General features: G+C 58.3%; 13 protein-coding genes. 5 read left to right on the top strand and 8 right to left on the bottom strand.

Going from position 1 to position 16,188, the window contains the following annotated elements; translation table 11 throughout:
* Positions 1-7,158, bottom strand: coding sequence for an NEL-type E3 ubiquitin ligase domain-containing protein (locus V8J63_RS04005; RefSeq protein WP_336463617.1), 7,158 nt, complete (start codon positions 7,156-7,158; stop codon positions 1-3).
* Between the two features lie 152 nt (positions 7,159-7,310).
* Here V8J63_RS04005 and V8J63_RS04010 point away from each other — a divergent pair, with 152 nt between their 5' ends.
* From V8J63_RS04010 to V8J63_RS04020, 3 genes are all read left to right on the top strand, one after another.
* Positions 7,311-7,529 carry a DUF2970 domain-containing protein gene (locus V8J63_RS04010; protein ID WP_016774481.1) on the top strand — a complete coding sequence of 73 codons (219 nt, stop codon included), beginning with the start codon at positions 7,311-7,313 and terminating at the stop codon, positions 7,527-7,529.
* 470 nt (positions 7,530-7,999) lie between these two features.
* Positions 8,000-9,658, top strand: coding sequence for a nitrite/sulfite reductase (locus tag V8J63_RS04015; RefSeq protein ID WP_024012729.1), 1,659 nt, complete (start codon positions 8,000-8,002; stop codon positions 9,656-9,658).
* The gene (locus V8J63_RS04020; RefSeq protein WP_016774480.1) at positions 9,642-10,136 is read left to right on the top strand and encodes a DUF934 domain-containing protein; all 495 of its coding nucleotides are present in this window, start codon (positions 9,642-9,644) and stop codon (positions 10,134-10,136) included. Before V8J63_RS04015 ends, V8J63_RS04020 begins: the two co-directional genes overlap by 17 nt.
* Before the next feature lie 66 nt (positions 10,137-10,202).
* Here V8J63_RS04020 and sohB read toward each other — a convergent pair whose 3' ends face one another.
* On the bottom strand, positions 10,203-11,234 hold the full coding sequence (gene sohB / locus V8J63_RS04025; RefSeq protein WP_016774479.1) for a protease SohB: 1,032 nt from the start codon (positions 11,232-11,234) through the stop codon (positions 10,203-10,205).
* Positions 11,235-11,438: 204 nt separating this feature from the next.
* On the opposite strand from sohB, the gene V8J63_RS04030 reads away from it, so the two are divergent.
* Both V8J63_RS04030 and V8J63_RS04035 read left to right on the top strand, forming a co-directional pair.
* Complete coding sequence (locus tag V8J63_RS04030) at positions 11,439-12,149, top strand: histidine phosphatase family protein (RefSeq protein WP_336463618.1); 711 nt, start codon at positions 11,439-11,441, stop codon at positions 12,147-12,149.
* 63 nt (positions 12,150-12,212) lie between these two features.
* Positions 12,213-12,530 (top strand): SCP2 sterol-binding domain-containing protein, encoded by a 318-nt coding sequence (locus V8J63_RS04035; protein ID WP_016774477.1) that lies wholly within the window; start codon positions 12,213-12,215, stop codon positions 12,528-12,530.
* A gap of 78 nt (positions 12,531-12,608) precedes the next feature.
* Here the strand turns inward: V8J63_RS04035 and V8J63_RS04040 are convergent, their stop codons facing one another.
* From V8J63_RS04040 to V8J63_RS04065, 6 genes are all read right to left on the bottom strand, one after another.
* The gene (locus tag V8J63_RS04040; RefSeq protein ID WP_133338144.1) at positions 12,609-13,115 is read right to left on the bottom strand and encodes a hypothetical protein; all 507 of its coding nucleotides are present in this window, start codon (positions 13,113-13,115) and stop codon (positions 12,609-12,611) included.
* A 95-nt stretch (positions 13,116-13,210) separates the two neighbouring features.
* A complete protein-coding gene (locus V8J63_RS04045) occupies positions 13,211-14,248 on the bottom strand; it encodes a hypothetical protein (protein WP_136493513.1) in 1,038 nt (345 codons plus the stop codon).
* A gap of 12 nt (positions 14,249-14,260) precedes the next feature.
* A complete protein-coding gene (locus V8J63_RS04050) occupies positions 14,261-14,560 on the bottom strand; it encodes a hypothetical protein (RefSeq protein WP_240996755.1) in 300 nt (99 codons plus the stop codon).
* On the bottom strand, positions 14,557-14,904 hold the full coding sequence (locus V8J63_RS04055; protein WP_306663184.1) for a PAAR domain-containing protein: 348 nt from the start codon (positions 14,902-14,904) through the stop codon (positions 14,557-14,559). Before V8J63_RS04055 ends, V8J63_RS04050 begins: the two co-directional genes overlap by 4 nt.
* A 66-nt stretch (positions 14,905-14,970) precedes the next feature.
* Entirely contained in the window at positions 14,971-15,465 is a 495-nt protein-coding gene (locus V8J63_RS04060) for an RES family NAD+ phosphorylase (protein WP_016774476.1), read from the bottom strand.
* Positions 15,462-16,034, bottom strand: a complete 573-nt coding sequence (locus V8J63_RS04065; protein WP_016774475.1) for an antitoxin Xre/MbcA/ParS toxin-binding domain-containing protein — start codon at positions 16,032-16,034, stop codon at positions 15,462-15,464. The genes V8J63_RS04060 and V8J63_RS04065 overlap by 4 nt, the downstream gene beginning before the upstream one ends.
* Positions 16,035-16,188 lie beyond the last annotated feature (154 nt).

The following is a 16,188-nucleotide window of genomic DNA, read 5'->3' on the forward strand; positions in this document are numbered from 1 at the left end:
TCAGGAACCGGATGTTGGTGGCAGGCGGCCGGGTTGTTCGGATTCCCCGGCGAAGCTGTTCAGCTCGGTGATCACCCGGCGGGTCAGCTCGGCGCGTTTCTGTGTGCGCAGCACGTCCATGGCCTTGCCCAATCTGTTCAGTTCAAGGTCGTATTCCTCGGAACTCAGTTCATTGCGGGCGAGACGCTGATTGAGCTGGTCCCACAGTTGCTGGCGTCGCTCGTCAACCGCAACGTCCAGCGCGGCCATCTCTTGTGGGTGAAGATCTTGCAGGTAAGAGATCCAGTAGTCGCGCTCTGCCATGCTTACGGACAGCGCATCGGTGCCCTCTGCCTCAAGAATCGAGGCGCGGGTGTACTCCAGCAGTTCATCACTCAGCGGGACGTCATAAATCATCGACGCGGGCTGGCCCGGTAAATCTACACCGTCGCCCCAGCCGCCCGTCAAACCGATGCGATATTTAAGGCGCACTTCCGCACGATCCATACCCACACCGGCAGCTTCAGCCAGCGTCTCGACGCGATCCAGGCGAAACAGTTGCCGCGACAGACGCAGCAGCGCCCGACCTCTGGACGCCATTCGATTCAACGGTATGTCACGCAACTGGTGATAGACCGCGACCCGCACTTCCAAATCACTGAATGTCAGAATCCGCCCGTCCGGACAGGTGCCGTGGGTCTCGGCGCCCTGAAACAACAGTTGCCGCAGTTCGGTATTTTCCTCAGCGGCCTCCATGACATGCCAGACTCTTTGCGTCAGGTCGCCTCGCATCAGCCTGTAGTCCTGCGTATCGAGCAACAAGCGCAGCAACTGGAAAAACCGCTCGTGATTCGGCTCTTGCGCCAATTGCGCCCAGAGCTCGGTTCTGCGCGCAACCCACTGCGGATCGCTGTCCACAAGCCACGGATCGCGTGAGCGTGGTGCGACATCGTTGGCTGGATGAAAAACTTTCTCGGCAGGAAATACCTGCGCATGGGGATCGTCGACAACGCCGCCAGCGTTATCGGTTGGAGCACCGTCTTCAGGAATCCCGAACAGATCACCGAACACCTGACGGTTGATCATCGTCTCAATCTCCGCGCGCGTCATGCCCAGCACATGCGGTATGGCGCGCTCGCGGCTGTAACGCCTGAGGTCTTGCAGTGCAGAAAGCGACAAATTGCGATTTTCTGACAGATCCGAGCCTGCGATCAGACCCGAATGATCGCCATCGAAAAGCGCCGTGGGGATTTCCGCGATTGCGTTACCGCTGAGGTTCAGGGCCTGCAACCCGGGCGCCCGCAGCACTCCGTCAGGCCATTCGCTCAGTTGGTTGTAGCGCAGATCCAGAGACTCGATCACGCCATAATCGGGCGGATTGAAAACACGAAGTTCGTTGTAACTCAAATCCAGCGTGCGCAGCCGCGAGTTGCCCAGCAAAGGGTAAACACTCGTCGCACTGCGCAAGCTGCAATACTGCATGTCCAGGCGCGTGAGATGACGCATGTGCAGCACCGGCGCAGGCACCGCGCCCAATTCGTTACCACTCAGATACAAGGTCTCGAGGTCGGGAAAACCGTCGAGAAAACCCGCGCTCCCCCGCGCCGTGATCCCTGCACCGCTCAGATCGAGCGTCGTCACGCCCGGAAACTGCACCACAAGCGCCGGCAGTTCTCCGGTCTGCAATCCTGCCAATTCAAGCTCCAGGCCATCGCCGCCGGAGTGCCGGGTCAGGGTGTGGCGCCACGTCTCGCTGATTCGCCGGGCCACCAGTGAACGCACTTGCGCACTGACCAGGACAGTGTTCGTTCGTACTTCCCTGGTATAGAGCCAATCGTTCAACTGACGGGTCAGCGCCTCGCAGCTCAAATGCCATTGGCTGATCTGCGCATCGATCTGAGCGTCATTCAAGGCCCGTGTTCGCAGCACCAGCAGACTGCGTTGCGCCCGTTCGCGATCGAGGATCACCGCCAACCGCTGCAAATGCCCCGAAGCGCCTGAACTGACAGGCGCCGGCTGCGGGAGTGGCAGGAGCAGATCACTGAACGAACCGCCGGTTTCCAACGGCGGAAAATGCTCAGGCACCGGCTCTGCGGCGAAGCGAGACAACGTGCCCTGGCCCAACCCCCGCTGCTGCTCGATGCGCTGCAGCGCCGCGTGAAAAGCTGCCTCACCGTCGGCACTGAAGGCGTTGCCCGACAGATTCGTCCTCATCAATGCGTCAGGATGCGCCACCGCTTGCGGCGACAGGGACGCGATCCGGTTGTCTCGTAAATCGAGCCATGACAGCCGTGGCAGAGTTTCCGCCCCGGTGGGCCAGGCCAGCAAATCCGTCGATCTCAGATTCAAGGCCTCGAGCCCGCTCAAAGCCGTGGCATCGAGTCGCCCCAGCGGGTTATGACTCAGGTTCAGTCGTACCAGTTGTGGCAGCGCATTGAGTTGGCGCTGGACCATTGCCGTCACCGTGATTCTGTTACCGGACACGTCGAGCCGACGCAGCGCGGGCAACGCCTGCGCTGCAAAAGGTAGCTCAGTGAACATGCATCCCCCCAGCTCAAGCGTTTCGATATGACTGAAGGCGCGAATAAAATCCCGCGCCTGGCCGGAGGACACTTTCAGCCCTCCCAGACGCAGCGTGCGCACATGGGCGAAACTGCCGGCCGGCAACGAAGGAAGCTCGACACGGGTGGTGGCGCCGGGCAGCTCGACGAAGCTAAAGCGCTCAACGACGGCGGACAGGCCATAGCGCTGACGAATCGCACCGTGCCAGCTGCTTTTCAACGTATGTAACAGGTCCGCGCTGGCCCCTGTCGACCAGCGCCGCGCGGGCGCTGCATAGCGTGATCCCTGGCGCGGGGATGGCGGATAAAACGCGGCGAAGATGGCCTCATGTTCGGCCCGAAGCTGCTCGATCGCCGCCACCCTTGCCGACGGTGTTGACCAGGCTGCATTGAATGCCTGCGGCAAAGGGTCGGCGCTATCCGGGGCGACGGCCATGCTATCGAGTTCGGCGCGGCAATATTCACTGACCATCTGATGCACATCGAGCAGGTGGCCGCGCGGGCCGGAGTGGCGGCTGACAAACTCATAGGCCCGACGGAACGTCGCTGGGGTGACACGTGACCAATCCAGCGATAACCCGGCCCAGAGTCTGTCATGGCCGCTGTAGAGCGAGTCGGGCAAGGTTTCGATCAAGGTGTGCGTGAGGTCAAGGCGTCTGAGCTGCTGAAGTCGTTCAACGTATGCTGGCCACCGCCATAACGCGTGGGGCGCATCGATGCGTAATCTGCGCAGTCGTGTCAGCGATTGCAGGTCAAGACCATGCAAGGTGGTGGAATCGAATCCGTGATAGTCGATGCGCAGTTGCTCCAGCGAAGTCAGTCCACCCAGCCTTCGCGCAAAGCTTTCCGCGAGCAATGGCGCATCGGTAGAGAAACGCAGACGTCTCAGCCCGGGCAGCCGCTCAACCGCCTCTGGCAATGTGCTAAGCGGTCGGGTGACAGGTGTCTGGCCATAGCGCCTCAATTCACCGAGCCATAAATCGGTGACATTCGGGAACGCCGCCAGAAACCCGTCCGCATTGGCGTCGGTGATGCCGATGCCGGTGATGGCCAGTTCACGCACGTGGGGAAAGCCTGTACTCAGCTCGGGCAATGGCGTGTCGCAATGGATTGTCAGGCGGGCCGCCTCCGCCGCCTGCCCGTCCAGCGGACCATTACGCCATGTCTCTCGCAGTGTCTGTGCCAGTTGCGCCCTGTGCGTTGCAGTGCGGCTATCACTCGGCGCTGCCTGCCATCGCTCAAGTGCAACGTTCAACGCGTCCCAATCCTGGCGGCGAGATTCCAGTTCGAGCTGAATCTGCGTTTCACTCTGGCCGTGTTGCCGGGCGAGAAATGCCCGTGCCTGGCGCGACTCGGGGTATAGATGCGCAATGCGTGATTCGAGGGATGGATTGAGGCCTGTACCACGGCCACTGGCGTAATAACCCAGCAGTCGTGCGCCCACGCGTACCGGCGGTTTGAACCACTTTGCAGCCGGCGACAGCAATCGCGCAGCTTCGGCTCGATGAAGGTGGGCCGATTCGATGATTTTCTGTTGCAGCTCACCATGGGCGTTGCCGACAGACAATCCGATTGACGAACGTGTGTCCTCAGGCAACGCGTGCATGAGCGAACTGTAAAAGCTGTCCTGGCCCCTCGAGACTCTGTTCAATGCCTGGGCGTGATCATTGAACGCTTGATAGAAAGGTCCGTTTTTCACCAGATAGCGTCTAACCGGCGCCATCGGCTCGCCGATGCTGTCGAGCAAGGTGCCATTCACGCTCCCCTCGCGAATTTCCAGACGCAGCGAGTGCGGCCAGCCAGACAATTGTTCCAGCGCGTGCAAAGCCAGTCGCCGACTGTCCGCCGACGCCAGGTTTTCGCTGTGCAAACCGGCAAACGCGCGGGCCTGGCGGCCATGGCGGACATGCCAGCGAGCCTCTTCCAGCATTCTCAAAGGGGAACGCCCGGTCGCATCCATTCGGGCCAGCTCGTGCGTCGAAGCATGCTCGATCACATCCTGGGCAGCCACGTCGCTGAGACCGGGACATTCACGCTGCAACAGGCGCACAGGCGCACTCGACGATTCGGTACCGCGATAAAGACTGTCAAAAATCGCCGGTTGACGCGTATAGGCGTACTCGGCGAGTTGTTTGCCGAACTCATCGGGCCGTGCCGGGCGAAATTGGGCAGCCGTGCGTCCCAGCAGATAGTTGATTTCCTGCTCTTCCAACGCAGCCAGAATCCGCGCCGGCATTTCCCCGTTCAACACTTGCGTGCGTGTCAGGCGGATAGCGGGCTTTTGGCCCAAACCGGGCAGCGTATTCTGCGCACCATAGCGGATGGACGGACCTGCTCCATGCGGATCAGCTGTCATCTCCAGAACCCGATCGGCAGGCCAACGGGGCATCTCGGTGACCAGCGGGACTGCATACAGGTAGTGCTCGTCGATGGGCCTGGCTCCGCGCAATTGCTCGACCATTTGCCTCGCCTGTGCATCGGCATCGAACAGGCGCATGGCGTCTCGCAGTTCAGGGGGCGGGGGCAACTGATTCAGATGCATCTTGCGCAGGGCGCCATCGCTGATACCGCTGATATCGGCCAGCGCCAGCAAGGTGTCATCGGAGTAACCATCGGTGAGGTGCCCGATGCGTCGCAGCAGGGTCAAGCGATCCCATGCCATGGGCTGTTCTAGGCTCAGGCGCCAGGCACCGTGGCCGTTATGGCTGAGCAACGGTTGGTAAGCCAGAGAGTCGGTGGGATGTTTCAACCGCCAGTGCCCGCTGGAGCGGTCAAACGTCTGCTCATAGAGCCTGCCGCCCTGGCGCATCCAGGTTGTGCCGGCGACGCGGTACTGCCCCGCCGCGTCGGGCCGCGACAACTTGCCGGGGCTGAGCGCTTGTTCATAGCCGCGCAAGGTCGGCCGCCACAGGCGCCTCTTGCCATCAGGCAGCGTCACCGGGTGCAGATCTTCGATCACCGGCTCCGGTTTAACGGCTGTCACCCGATTGAATGTTGCTCCTGCGGCGGCCATCGCGCCGATCTGCGCAAGGTTTTCAGCAACGTCGACAAGATGCGCCCTGGCGGCGTGTTTGTCCCCCTCGCCCCACTCGATCACGCCTTCGACAGTTTCGTAGAGCAACTGGGCCGTCATGACAACCAGCATGATTTCGCCCAGTACCGGAACGAACATGGACGCCATGTTCAGCGCCAGCAGACCGAATTGCAGCAGCCCGGACAGCTTGGCATCGCGCGCCTTGGCGTCGACGTCGGCGGTAGGTACCGCGTGACCACGAGCGTCGTTGATGACCTTGTCACGGTGTTTTTCGTACAAGTACGCCCAGAGGTCGCTATTCCTTGCCCACGGATATACCTGAAGGTGCGGCATCAACGAAACTGCCACGTAAGGATCGGTATCCGGGATCATTTTTTGATATTTCGGTGATGTCTTCCAGATCTCTACAAAAATCAACGTTGTCTGCAGAATCTTGCGCCACGGTGACGACAGCCAATCCGATGCGCCGTCTGCAGACTTTACGAATTGGCTGAAGTAATACGCACGCTTCTCATATGGGAAGAACTGACTGAAGAATCGTTGATAGGACGTAGGGGCCGTGCTGTCCGCCTGTTGCGCATCGCGAGCACTCAGCAGGCGCTTGAAGGTGTCCTGCATTTGCGTGCCGGTATAGCGCTTTAGCGGGAGTTCCGGATCGTTGGGGACGTACAGAATTACCGCGTCCACCGGGCCATACTTTTGCGCGATCTTGAACACTACACATCCGACCAGCCGGTGCCGCATCAAGCCCAGGTCTTGAAACCACACCTGCTTGTCGCCGATTCGCGGGTGCCTTTCGCCGTTGATCACCGCGAGGATCATCGCGTGATCTTCAGGTTGAATATCCTTGGTCAACAGTGCGCGTTCGGCTGCCGCGCGCATGGCCGTTTTCTGACTGGCGATGAAGTGCCGGCGCAACTTGGCTTCCGCGGCCGGATCGACCGGATGGAAAAACCTTGTCAGATAAACCTGGTACCGGGCACCGATATCCAGTTCGCGGCACAGGTTCAGGTAGTTCCTGACCGACACATTCACCGGAACAGCCTTGAGGGCACCTTTTACGGCGGTTGCGGTTGCGAAGCCAGAGCTGCTGTGAAAGGCGCCGTAAGCACACTCATCACTTTCGAAGTTGTGCAAAGCGGCCTGGAGCATCGGCAGCGTCAATGCCTCGAATGAACCGATTTCCTCGCCGAGAATGCCAGCGCGTATTGGCCGCCTGAGGCACAACAGCGTGTTATCCAGATCCACGGCGACCTGATAGCGGTGTTCCAGCGCCTGCGCCAGGAGCGGCCGGGCGAAGGTTTCGATGTCTTTGAAGGTGGACATGGAGCGGTCCAGCCTCGTCTGAGCAATAAAACTCATCCTGTAGCTGGTATTGACCACCTGACGCTGGGCCGGCGTCGCCTGCGTGTACCAGCGTGGGAACACTGTCTGCGCCTGCTTGAGCTCGGTTTTCCTGTGCACCGGCGCCTGAATCAGCCAATGCGGCATCACGGACTCGAGCCAGGGTGCGTGAAGGCTCTCGGACGCCGCAGGTTTGAGGGGGCGCTCGGTTACGGTCGAAACGTGTGAATCGGTGGACATACATCGCTCCTGTAAATGGAGCGACAGCACATCACTGACGCCGCGCTGTCCGGCGGTACATGGCTATATCCCGTGCGCAAAAGTTGTAACGCGGCATCCGTGACCACAGCGATTGACTATGCTTCGGGGGACGATTTTTCGCAGAGGGATTTATGGACGATCCAGTCGACAACAAACCGCCGAGTTTCTGGCAGATGCTGCACAGCGTCATGGCAGCGGCGTTCGGCGTGCAAAGCGGCAAGAACCGGGAAAGGGACTTTACCCACGGCAAACCCAGCCACTTCGTGATTCTCGGCGTTTTGTTTACAGCCGTGTTTGGCCTGACGCTGTTTGCCATCGTCAAACTGGTGTTGTATCTGGCCGGGGTATGATGGCGCCAGGCCGGGCACCGACTCGAGCTATCCGGGCCCTGGAAGAAAGGCCCGGAACGCTGATTTACTGATGACTGACCCAGAAGACCGCTGTTCCTACAACGAGAATGATCAGGAACAAAATGGCCCACGCATCGACGCTACTGTCGCTTTTCCTGGCTTTGGTCGGGTTGCTCATTGCATCGCCTCTTGTCGGTTTTATCGGTGATTGCACAAAGACTCGATCACAGTTAAGACGATGATTGTCCGCACGACAAATGTGGATTAGATGATCGGCATTCGCGTTAGGCGATTTGGTTCTTTACATATACTCAAACATCACTTTTGCGCATAACTGCAAACGGGTATATTGCCCCGGCTCCGTGACGGAGTGCGCGGCCGTGCGCGCAGAATTGCAGAGGCAACATCGGACTCCAGCAAGCGAAAACGCAGCGTTTTCCGAGTAGCCCAAGCCTGAGAACAGGACTTATATGTACGTATACGACGAGTACGATCAGCGGATCATCGAGGACCGCGTCAAGCAGTTCCGTGATCAGACCCGACGCTATCTGGCAGGTGAGCTGAGCGAAGAAGAATTCCGCCCCCTGCGCCTGCAAAATGGCCTGTACATCCAGCGCTTCGCGCCGATGTTGCGCGTGGCGGTGCCTTACGGCCAGCTGACTTCGCGCCAGGTGCGCATGATGGCCAAAATCGCCCGCGACTACGACAAGGGCTACGCCCACATCAGTACGCGGCAGAACGTGCAGTTCAACTGGCCTGCGGTGGAAGACATCCCGGACATCCTCGCTGAACTCGCGACCGTGCAGATGCATGCGATCCAGACCAGCGGCAACTGCCTGCGCAACGTCACTACCGACCAGTTTGCCGGTGTCGCTGCCGACGAAGTGATCGACCCGCGTCCATGGTGCGAGATCGTCCGCCAGTGGACCACGTTCCACCCGGAATTCGCCTACCTGCCGCGCAAATTCAAGATCGCCGTCAACGGCTCGACCAGCGACCGTGCTGCCATTGAAGTCCACGACATCGGCCTGGAACCTGTCTACAACGCTGCTGGCGAGCTGGGTTTCCGCGTGCTGGTTGGCGGCGGCCTCGGGCGTACGCCGGTGGTGGGCGCATTCATCAATGAATTCCTGCCTTGGCAAGACCTGCTGAGCTATCTCGACGCCATCCTGCGTGTGTACAACCGCTACGGCCGTCGCGACAACAAATACAAGGCGCGGATCAAGATCCTCGTCAAGGCGCTCACGCCTGAAGTGTTCGCGCAGAAAGTCGATGCGGAAATGGAGCACCTGCGCGGTGGCCAGACCACGCTGACCGAAGCCGAACTGCATCGCGTCGCCAAGCATTTCGTCGACCCGGACTACAAAACCCTCGACAACCAGACTGCGCAACTGGCCGATCTGGACCAAGAGCATCCGGGTTTCGCCCGCTGGCGCAGCCGCAACACCCTGGCGCACAAGAAACCCGGCTATGTGGCTGTGACGCTGTCGTTGAAGCCGACCGGCGTTGCCCCTGGCGACATCACCGACAAGCAACTCGACGCCGTCGCCGATCTGGCCGAGCGCTACAGTTTCGGGCAACTGCGCACTTCCCACGAGCAGAACATCATTCTTGCCGACGTCGAGCAGAGCCAGTTGTTCACCCTGTGGGGCGAGTTGCGTGAAGGCGGCTTCGCTACGCCGAACATCGGCCTGCTGACCGACATCATCTGCTGCCCAGGCGGTGACTTCTGCTCGCTGGCCAACGCCAAGTCGATCCCGATTGCCGAATCGATCCAGCGTCGCTTCGATGATCTGGACTACCTGTTCGACATCGGCGAGCTGGACCTGAACATCTCCGGTTGCATGAACGCCTGCGGTCATCACCACGTCGGCCACATCGGCATTCTCGGCGTGGACAAGAAAGGCGAAGAGTTCTATCAGGTCTCCCTCGGCGGCAGCGCCAGCCGTGATGCGAGCCTGGGCAAGATCCTCGGCCCGTCCTTCGCACAGGAAGCCATGCCTGACGTGATCTCGAAGCTGATCGACGTGTACGTTGAACAACGCACCGAAGACGAGCGCTTCATCGACACTTATCAGCGTATTGGCATCGACCTCTTCAAGGAACGCGTCTATGCAGCGAATCATTAAGAACAACGAAGTCGTCGACGAAACCTGGCATCTGTTGCCGAAGGATTTCAATATCGATGAAATCAGCAACTGCGACGATCTGATCGTGCCGCTGCAGCTGTGGCGCGAGCACAGCCGCATGCTCCTGGCCCGCGACGGTGGTCTGGGTGTGTGGCTGGATGCTGATGAAGAGGCCGAGGAAATCGGTGAGGACGTCGCCAAGTTTCAGGTGATCGCCTTGAACTTCCCGGCGTTTACCGACGGCCGTAACTACTCCAATGCCCGTCTGCTGCGTGACCGTTATGGTTTCAAAGGCGAGCTGCGTGCGATTGGCGATGTACTGCGGGACCAATTGTTCTACATGCATCGCTGCGGTTTCGACGCCTTTGCCATTCGCGCGGACAAAGACCCGTACGAAGCACTGGAAGGCCTCAAGGACTTCTCGGTGACTTACCAGGCTGCCGCTGACGAACCACTGCCGCTGTTCCGTCGCCGCTAAGCGTCGGACGTTTGTCGCAGACACAAAAACGCCGGTCATGTGACCGGCGTTTTTTATGCCTGCGGTTTACCAGAAGCGTTGCTGGGTAAGACGGCTCCACCAGCTCAACAGCACGCGGTCCACCGAACCGCTGGCAGCCATGCCGATGCGTTCCTGCAGGCTTTTGCGCTCGGCGTAGTGCAGATGATAGACCTCGGCCTGTTTGGCCTTCTGTGCCAGGTATTCATCGCTGGTCTTCAGTTCGTCCACCAGTTGGTTTTCCAGCGCAGCGATACCGAGCCACACCTCACCGGTAGCCACCTCATCGATCGCCAGTTGCGGGCGATAACGGGCGACGAAGTTTTTGAACAAGCGATGGGTAATGTCGAGGTCTTCCTGAAACTTCTCGCGACCCTTTTCGGTGTTTTCACCAAACACGGTCAGGGTGCGCTTGTACTCACCGGCGGTCAGCACTTCGAAATCGATATCGTGCTTCTTCAAAAGGCGATTGACGTTGGGCAATTGCGCGACCACGCCGATCGAACCGAGGATGGCGAACGGAGCGCTGATGATCTTGTCGCCGATGCACGCCATCATGTAACCGCCGCTGGCCGCGACCTTGTCGATGCACACGGTCAGTGGCACGCCCGCATCACGGATTCGAGCCAGCTGCGACGACGCCAGACCGTAGCTGTGCACCATTCCGCCGCCACTTTCCAGACGCAGAACCACTTCGTCTTTCGGCGTGGCCAGGGTCAGCAGCGCGGTGATCTCGTGGCGCAGGCTTTCCGTGGCGGAAGCCTTGATATCGCCGTCGAAGTCGAGCACGAACACCCGGGATTTGGTCTCAGGCTTGTTCTTCTGTTTCTTCGCGCTTTTTTCTGTTTTCGCTTCGCCCTTGCGCAATGCCTTGAGCTGATCCTTGTCGAGCAGGGTCTGCTCCAGGCGTTCACGCAGGCCCTTGTAGAAATCGTTGAGCTTGCTGACCTGCAACTGGCCCGCCGATTTGCGTCGGCCCTTGCTGCGCAATGCAGCAAAACTGGCAAGCACCACCAGAATGGCGATCACCAGCGTGACGGTCTTGGCCAGGAAGCTGGCGTATTCGGTGAAAAAATCCACAGAGACTCCTCAAAGCAATGCGTGACGGTGTATTACACGCGGAATGGCTCCAGCATACCCATGCGCTGGCTCATCGGCCAGCCGTGAAACCTCTGGCAACACGCCTGTAACGGGCATTTCAAACAAGCGTATGTTTTTTCATTGACAGCCTTACGCCATCCTCATAACCTCGCCTGACCTTCAACGTACCGGGACGACGCGGACGTGGGCAGCATCTACTTGATACGACATGGCCAGGCCTCCTTTGGTGCAGACGATTACGACGTGCTGTCGCCGACCGGTGTGCGTCAGGCAGAAATCCTCGGCCAGCACCTCGCCCACCTCGGTATCAGCTTCGATCGTTGCCTCGCCGGTGACCTGCGTCGTCAACAACACACGGCCACCAGTGCACTGCAGCAATTCAGCGCCAGAGGCCTGCCGGTTCCAGTCCTCGAAACCGATTCCGCCTTCAACGAATTCGATGCCGATGCGGTGATCCGCGCTCTACTCCCGGCCATGCTGCCGGAAGAGCCGGAAGCCCTCGACATCCTGCGCAACGCCGCGCAGAACCGCGGTGAATTCCAGCGCATCTTCGCCCTGGTCGTCGAGCGCTGGCTTGCCGGCACCTACGACACACCCGGACTGGAAAGCTGGCTGGGTTTCGTCGAACGGGTTCAGGCCGGGCTGCACCGCATCCTCGACCTGGCGGAAAAGAACCAGAAAATCGCCGTGTTTACCTCCGGCGGTACCATCACTGCCCTGCTCCACCTGATTACGCAAATGCCTGCCAGACAGGCCTTTGAATTGAACTGGCAAATCGTCAACACCTCGCTCAACCAATTGAAGTTTCGTGGTCGCGAGGTGGCTCTGGCTTCCTTCAACAGTCACGCACACCTGCAACTGCTGAAGGCCCCGGAACTCATCACTTTTCGCTGAGTCCGGCTTACTGTGACCCTGGCTGTAACCACCCAGCTCCCATGACCAAGAAAGGATCGAACCATGACCTCCGTAGCTGATGCCGTAAAAGCAATGCAAGCCAAGTTCAACCCAGCCGCCGCTGCCGGTCTGGACCTGGTCTTCGGTTTCAACATCACCGACGAAGACAAGCAATACGCCCTGATCGTCAAAGACGGCACCTGCGACATCCAGGAAGGCGAAAACCCGGACGCCAACTGCACGCTGGTGCTGGACAGCCAGACCCTGAAAGACATCGTCAGCGGCGAAACCGACGGCATGCAGGCCTTCATGGGCGGCAAGCTGCGCGTTGAAGGCGACATGATGCTGTCGATGAAACTGTCCGAGCTGTTCCCTTCGTAAGAAGCTTCTTGGTAAAACACAGATCCCGCTTATTGGCGGGATTTGTCGTTTCAACCATTGAAGTCATGGCAACGTGAGTTAACGCTTGGCTGAAGCCGTCCCATCAAGCTCTTTTTTTACCTGAAGGTATGCCGCCTCTTCATCACTTTTTTCGATCAGATTCGAAGCCATCGAGCGGGGCAAGAGTTTCTTTTCTGTCACGTCCCAATCGATCGTAACGACCACGGTCTTGTTTGCAAACGTAATGAAAAGCCAATAGGAATCCACGGGCTTGTCAGGCTCGGCAAATGAACTATAGGCATACCGTATCTGGCGATGCAGGTCCGGCGTATTCAGAATGAGGTCTTCGGTATCTAACTTCGGAAACTGTCGCCCTACAGCGAATAACGCTTCGGTCAAGAGAACATCATTCTCAATATGTCGCAAACTTTCAGGCTTATTGCGCAGCATGGTCACTGGGCTCTCTTCAGGCGGAGTACCCATGAGACGCGGGCGATACATACCTGAACTGAACCACCGGCTGGCATCGAAACGGTTTTCTTCCGGACTCCACGGGCCGTAATACATTATTGCTTTGGCTGGCATCTGGGCTTCCTTGGCGTAAATAAATAGTCCTGCAAAGCTGGCAGCAATCAACAAGACACAGAAGACGTGACGTTTGCCTATAAACTTCAGGAGCGTCATAGCGGTTTATAGGCAAGCAGGTGTTTGGGTACGCCGTCCGGTGTATCACCTGATCGAACGTCACGATGTGCGCCTAAGGCATCCAGCGGAAATCCAATCTTCCGTTCATACAATGCTCGGCTGTCATCGTGCGCCAGCAAATTGCGCTCTTCTTCAGAGACTGTTGGCGTTGGCGCCTGCGGCGCCTGTTCATCAGGTAATTGCGCCGTTGGGTCTTTGAGGGTCTTGCGATGTTCGATCAGCTTTCGTTCATAAGCGGTTTTTCGACTCAAATAATTCCGCATCGCTCGCCCATCAGCTGCTTCTCTTTCACGAATTCCCGGCACAGATCCCCGTTCTGCGGCAGTACCATAAGTTGTGTCGTAGTTGCTGCGTCTTGGAAATGCCCACACGGTGGTCCGGGTCGCATTAGCAAGAATCTGCGCCAAGCTACGCTCGTAATGAGGATCTTCTGTTTCATTGACCTTGAAGTCGGCATCGATACCCAAACCTGTGCGACAAGCGTAGGAGTGAATTTTCGCACCATAGGCAAACGCTTCGGGTTTGAACATATTCGCCTGTGCATCACGCAGACGGTAGCTATCGTTTTTATCCAGCTCGTAGCCCAACTCGATACTGCCCACCACACCATGGGAAAAAAAGTCGAGCTGTTTGATCTCGCGCCCGCGGCGTTGCCGAGCTGCGATGAAATCCACAAGACCGGATATCGAGTCCATCTCTCGGTACTGGGCCCCGTGCTGATTTTCGACAACGTCCTTCAAAGCCGTCAGCAAGTTCTCCGGATAGTCATTTTTGAAAATCAGAAATACACGCTGGATCGTGAAGTTTGGAGTGCCGGTTGGATACTTTGTGAGTTGGCGGATACCCTGATTGATAAAGCGCATCTTGTTGCCCTTCTGGCCACGAACCTTTTCATAAAGGGACATGTAAGACGCACCCACAACCGTTACGTAATCCTGTGCCAGCGTACCTTTCACTTGGGTCGTTGTATGTTGATCGCTTGTTCGAGCTTGATTCTTTTTGGGGGCTGCCACCTGCCACCTCCCTTAGTAATCTAGGCCGAGCGCGTCGAGATGGGCGGCAGCTTCCTTACCCCACTGCACAACTATCGAAGTCGGGTTGGCCGTAAACACTCGCGCGGCGTTACCATGACTATCGGTATGGCCTACGAGACGCTGACCGTCACCCGTTTCGATGCAATAGAGCATGTCGGGAATAGCTTCGCCAGTGGCCTCATCAACCAGTTGGAAGCGCTCGCTGTGTTTAGGAACAGTGATAATCGGGGAGAAAGGTGCGGAACCGACCTGGGTGCCGACAAAAACGTCGCCAGAGCCCGTGATTATCATGCCTCCGTGGGCCGTCGCACTGCCCAAGAAAGCATAGGCTTGCCATTGATCAAAATATTGCTGATGCCTTCGGTGACAGTGTCTCCGCACGCTGTGGTGTCTCCGACACGCAAAACTGGCATTCCATTGATGTTTACATCACCGGAACCGCTGTTACCGGGATTGGTGCCATGGCCTGTGATCGGGCATGCATTAAGATCGCTGAGTCGAGCGGCAGGCTTTGCCATCTTTAACTTCCTTGTAGTAAGCGTGGGCGCGAAATGTACCGGATCTTTATATTGGTTGAAAGCCTGAATCCAGACGTAGAATGCGAGCCGCCGCGAATGTAGCTGGCAGCGACTCATCGGCCCTTGATCGCTCCCGGAACCTGGAAATTGTCGTGTCGGATTCGCAGGCCCACACAAATACGATCAACCCTCCTGCAACAACCGCGTATCCAGCCCAAACCGCTCTTGCGAAACCATCCTGAACTGACCCTCCGCCAGATCGCAACTCACCAGCAAATTCCACGAGTGCCGGGTGGCTACCGAAGGCACCAGAACAAATGGATGTTCAGCCAACAGTGCATCGGCAAACTTTCGCTGGTTGGGTGAGGTTTTGATCGGGGTGAGCCAATGCGGATTAGGCACATCTTCCGGTTGCACGATTCTGACGCTGGCGTCGTGGGTGATTTCAAAACAGGTCAACACATAGGGTTCCTGATCAAGCGCATCGAAGCTGCCATGGGCGGCCACCTCCAGTATCGCCGTGGAGGGGTCGACCGACGCATAAACGACTCTGCGGCCGGGCGTATTCCAGCGGCCGCCGTCCCGTTTCGATCCGAGGCCGCTGTCCCAGGTCTCGCTGTACACCTCGCGATCCAGCCGCCAGGCGTACCAGCGATCATCCCAGGGCAAGGGATTCATTGATAAACCCCGTATTTGATCTGGTTCAGATACTCCTCCACCATCCTGAAGCCCAGCGCATGTCCAACCAGATCGAGCGGCACATAACCGTAGAAGTAAGTAGCGCGTTGCTCCAGCCATGACTCGGCCTTGGCCTGACGCCCGAATACTTCGATGGCCAGTTCCAGCGCAGCGGCATATTGGTAGGCGATGACGCTTTGCGGCGTGTCCAGGCGCACCGACGCGCCTTCCTTGAGCAGGCGTCGCACGGTTCTCACGGATTTGCCGGTGATACGTTTGACCATCTCTCCCTGTTGGTACAGCTCGGAGGTTGCGATCATGTTCACTACATCAAGCAGCTCAAATCCTTCGCTTGTGCAGCGCAGGATGAGCATCGGATCGTCGCCGGTATCCTGTCCACGCAACAGCAACTCCAGAGGTTTGCCCTCGAGCTTCTTCAAGCCCGTGAGCCGGGGCACTTTGGCGCTCGGCATGGCAACGTCCTCCGAGGGACACCTGGCGCGATCGTCGCGCCAGTAATGGCGAGGCGAGTAAGCAGGCGTATGGCTTTCAATCAGTGGGATTCGCATAGTCCATCCTTTGTCCGGGTCCAGAGCGATCTGTGCGCTCGATGACTTCAATGTCAGGACTGATCCTATAGACCCGGCGTCCGACGACCAACCTGAAAAAGTCGTCGGAAATATCCCCAAATCTGATCAAAACGCTCCTGTTTCCGTAGGACTC

The sequence above is a fragment of the Pseudomonas sp. CCNWLW23 genome (assembly GCF_037095675.1).
Taxonomy (GTDB): Bacteria; Pseudomonadota; Gammaproteobacteria; order Pseudomonadales; family Pseudomonadaceae; genus Aquipseudomonas; species Aquipseudomonas atacamensis.

Bases quoted from the DNA above. Each gene is read 5' to 3' on its own strand.
- V8J63_RS04005 (WP_336463617.1), bottom strand. From the start codon at position 7,158: ATGTCCACCGATTCACACGTTTCGACCGTAACCGAGCGCCCCCTCAAA.
- V8J63_RS04010 (WP_016774481.1), top strand. From the start codon at position 7,311: ATGGACGATCCAGTCGACAACAAACCGCCGAGTTTCTGGCAGATGCTG.
- V8J63_RS04015 (WP_024012729.1), top strand. From the start codon at position 8,000: ATGTACGTATACGACGAGTACGATCAGCGGATCATCGAGGACCGCGTC.
- V8J63_RS04020 (WP_016774480.1), top strand. From the start codon at position 9,642: ATGCAGCGAATCATTAAGAACAACGAAGTCGTCGACGAAACCTGGCAT.
- V8J63_RS04035 (WP_016774477.1), top strand. From the start codon at position 12,213: ATGACCTCCGTAGCTGATGCCGTAAAAGCAATGCAAGCCAAGTTCAAC.
- V8J63_RS04040 (WP_133338144.1), bottom strand. From the start codon at position 13,115: ATGCCAGCCAAAGCAATAATGTATTACGGCCCGTGGAGTCCGGAAGAA.
- V8J63_RS04050 (WP_240996755.1), bottom strand. From the start codon at position 14,560: ATGATAATCACGGGCTCTGGCGACGTTTTTGTCGGCACCCAGGTCGGT.
- V8J63_RS04055 (WP_306663184.1), bottom strand. From the start codon at position 14,904: ATGAGTCGCTGCCAGCTACATTCGCGGCGGCTCGCATTCTACGTCTGG.
- V8J63_RS04060 (WP_016774476.1), bottom strand. From the start codon at position 15,465: ATGAATCCCTTGCCCTGGGATGATCGCTGGTACGCCTGGCGGCTGGAT.
- V8J63_RS04065 (WP_016774475.1), bottom strand. From the start codon at position 16,034: ATGCGAATCCCACTGATTGAAAGCCATACGCCTGCTTACTCGCCTCGC.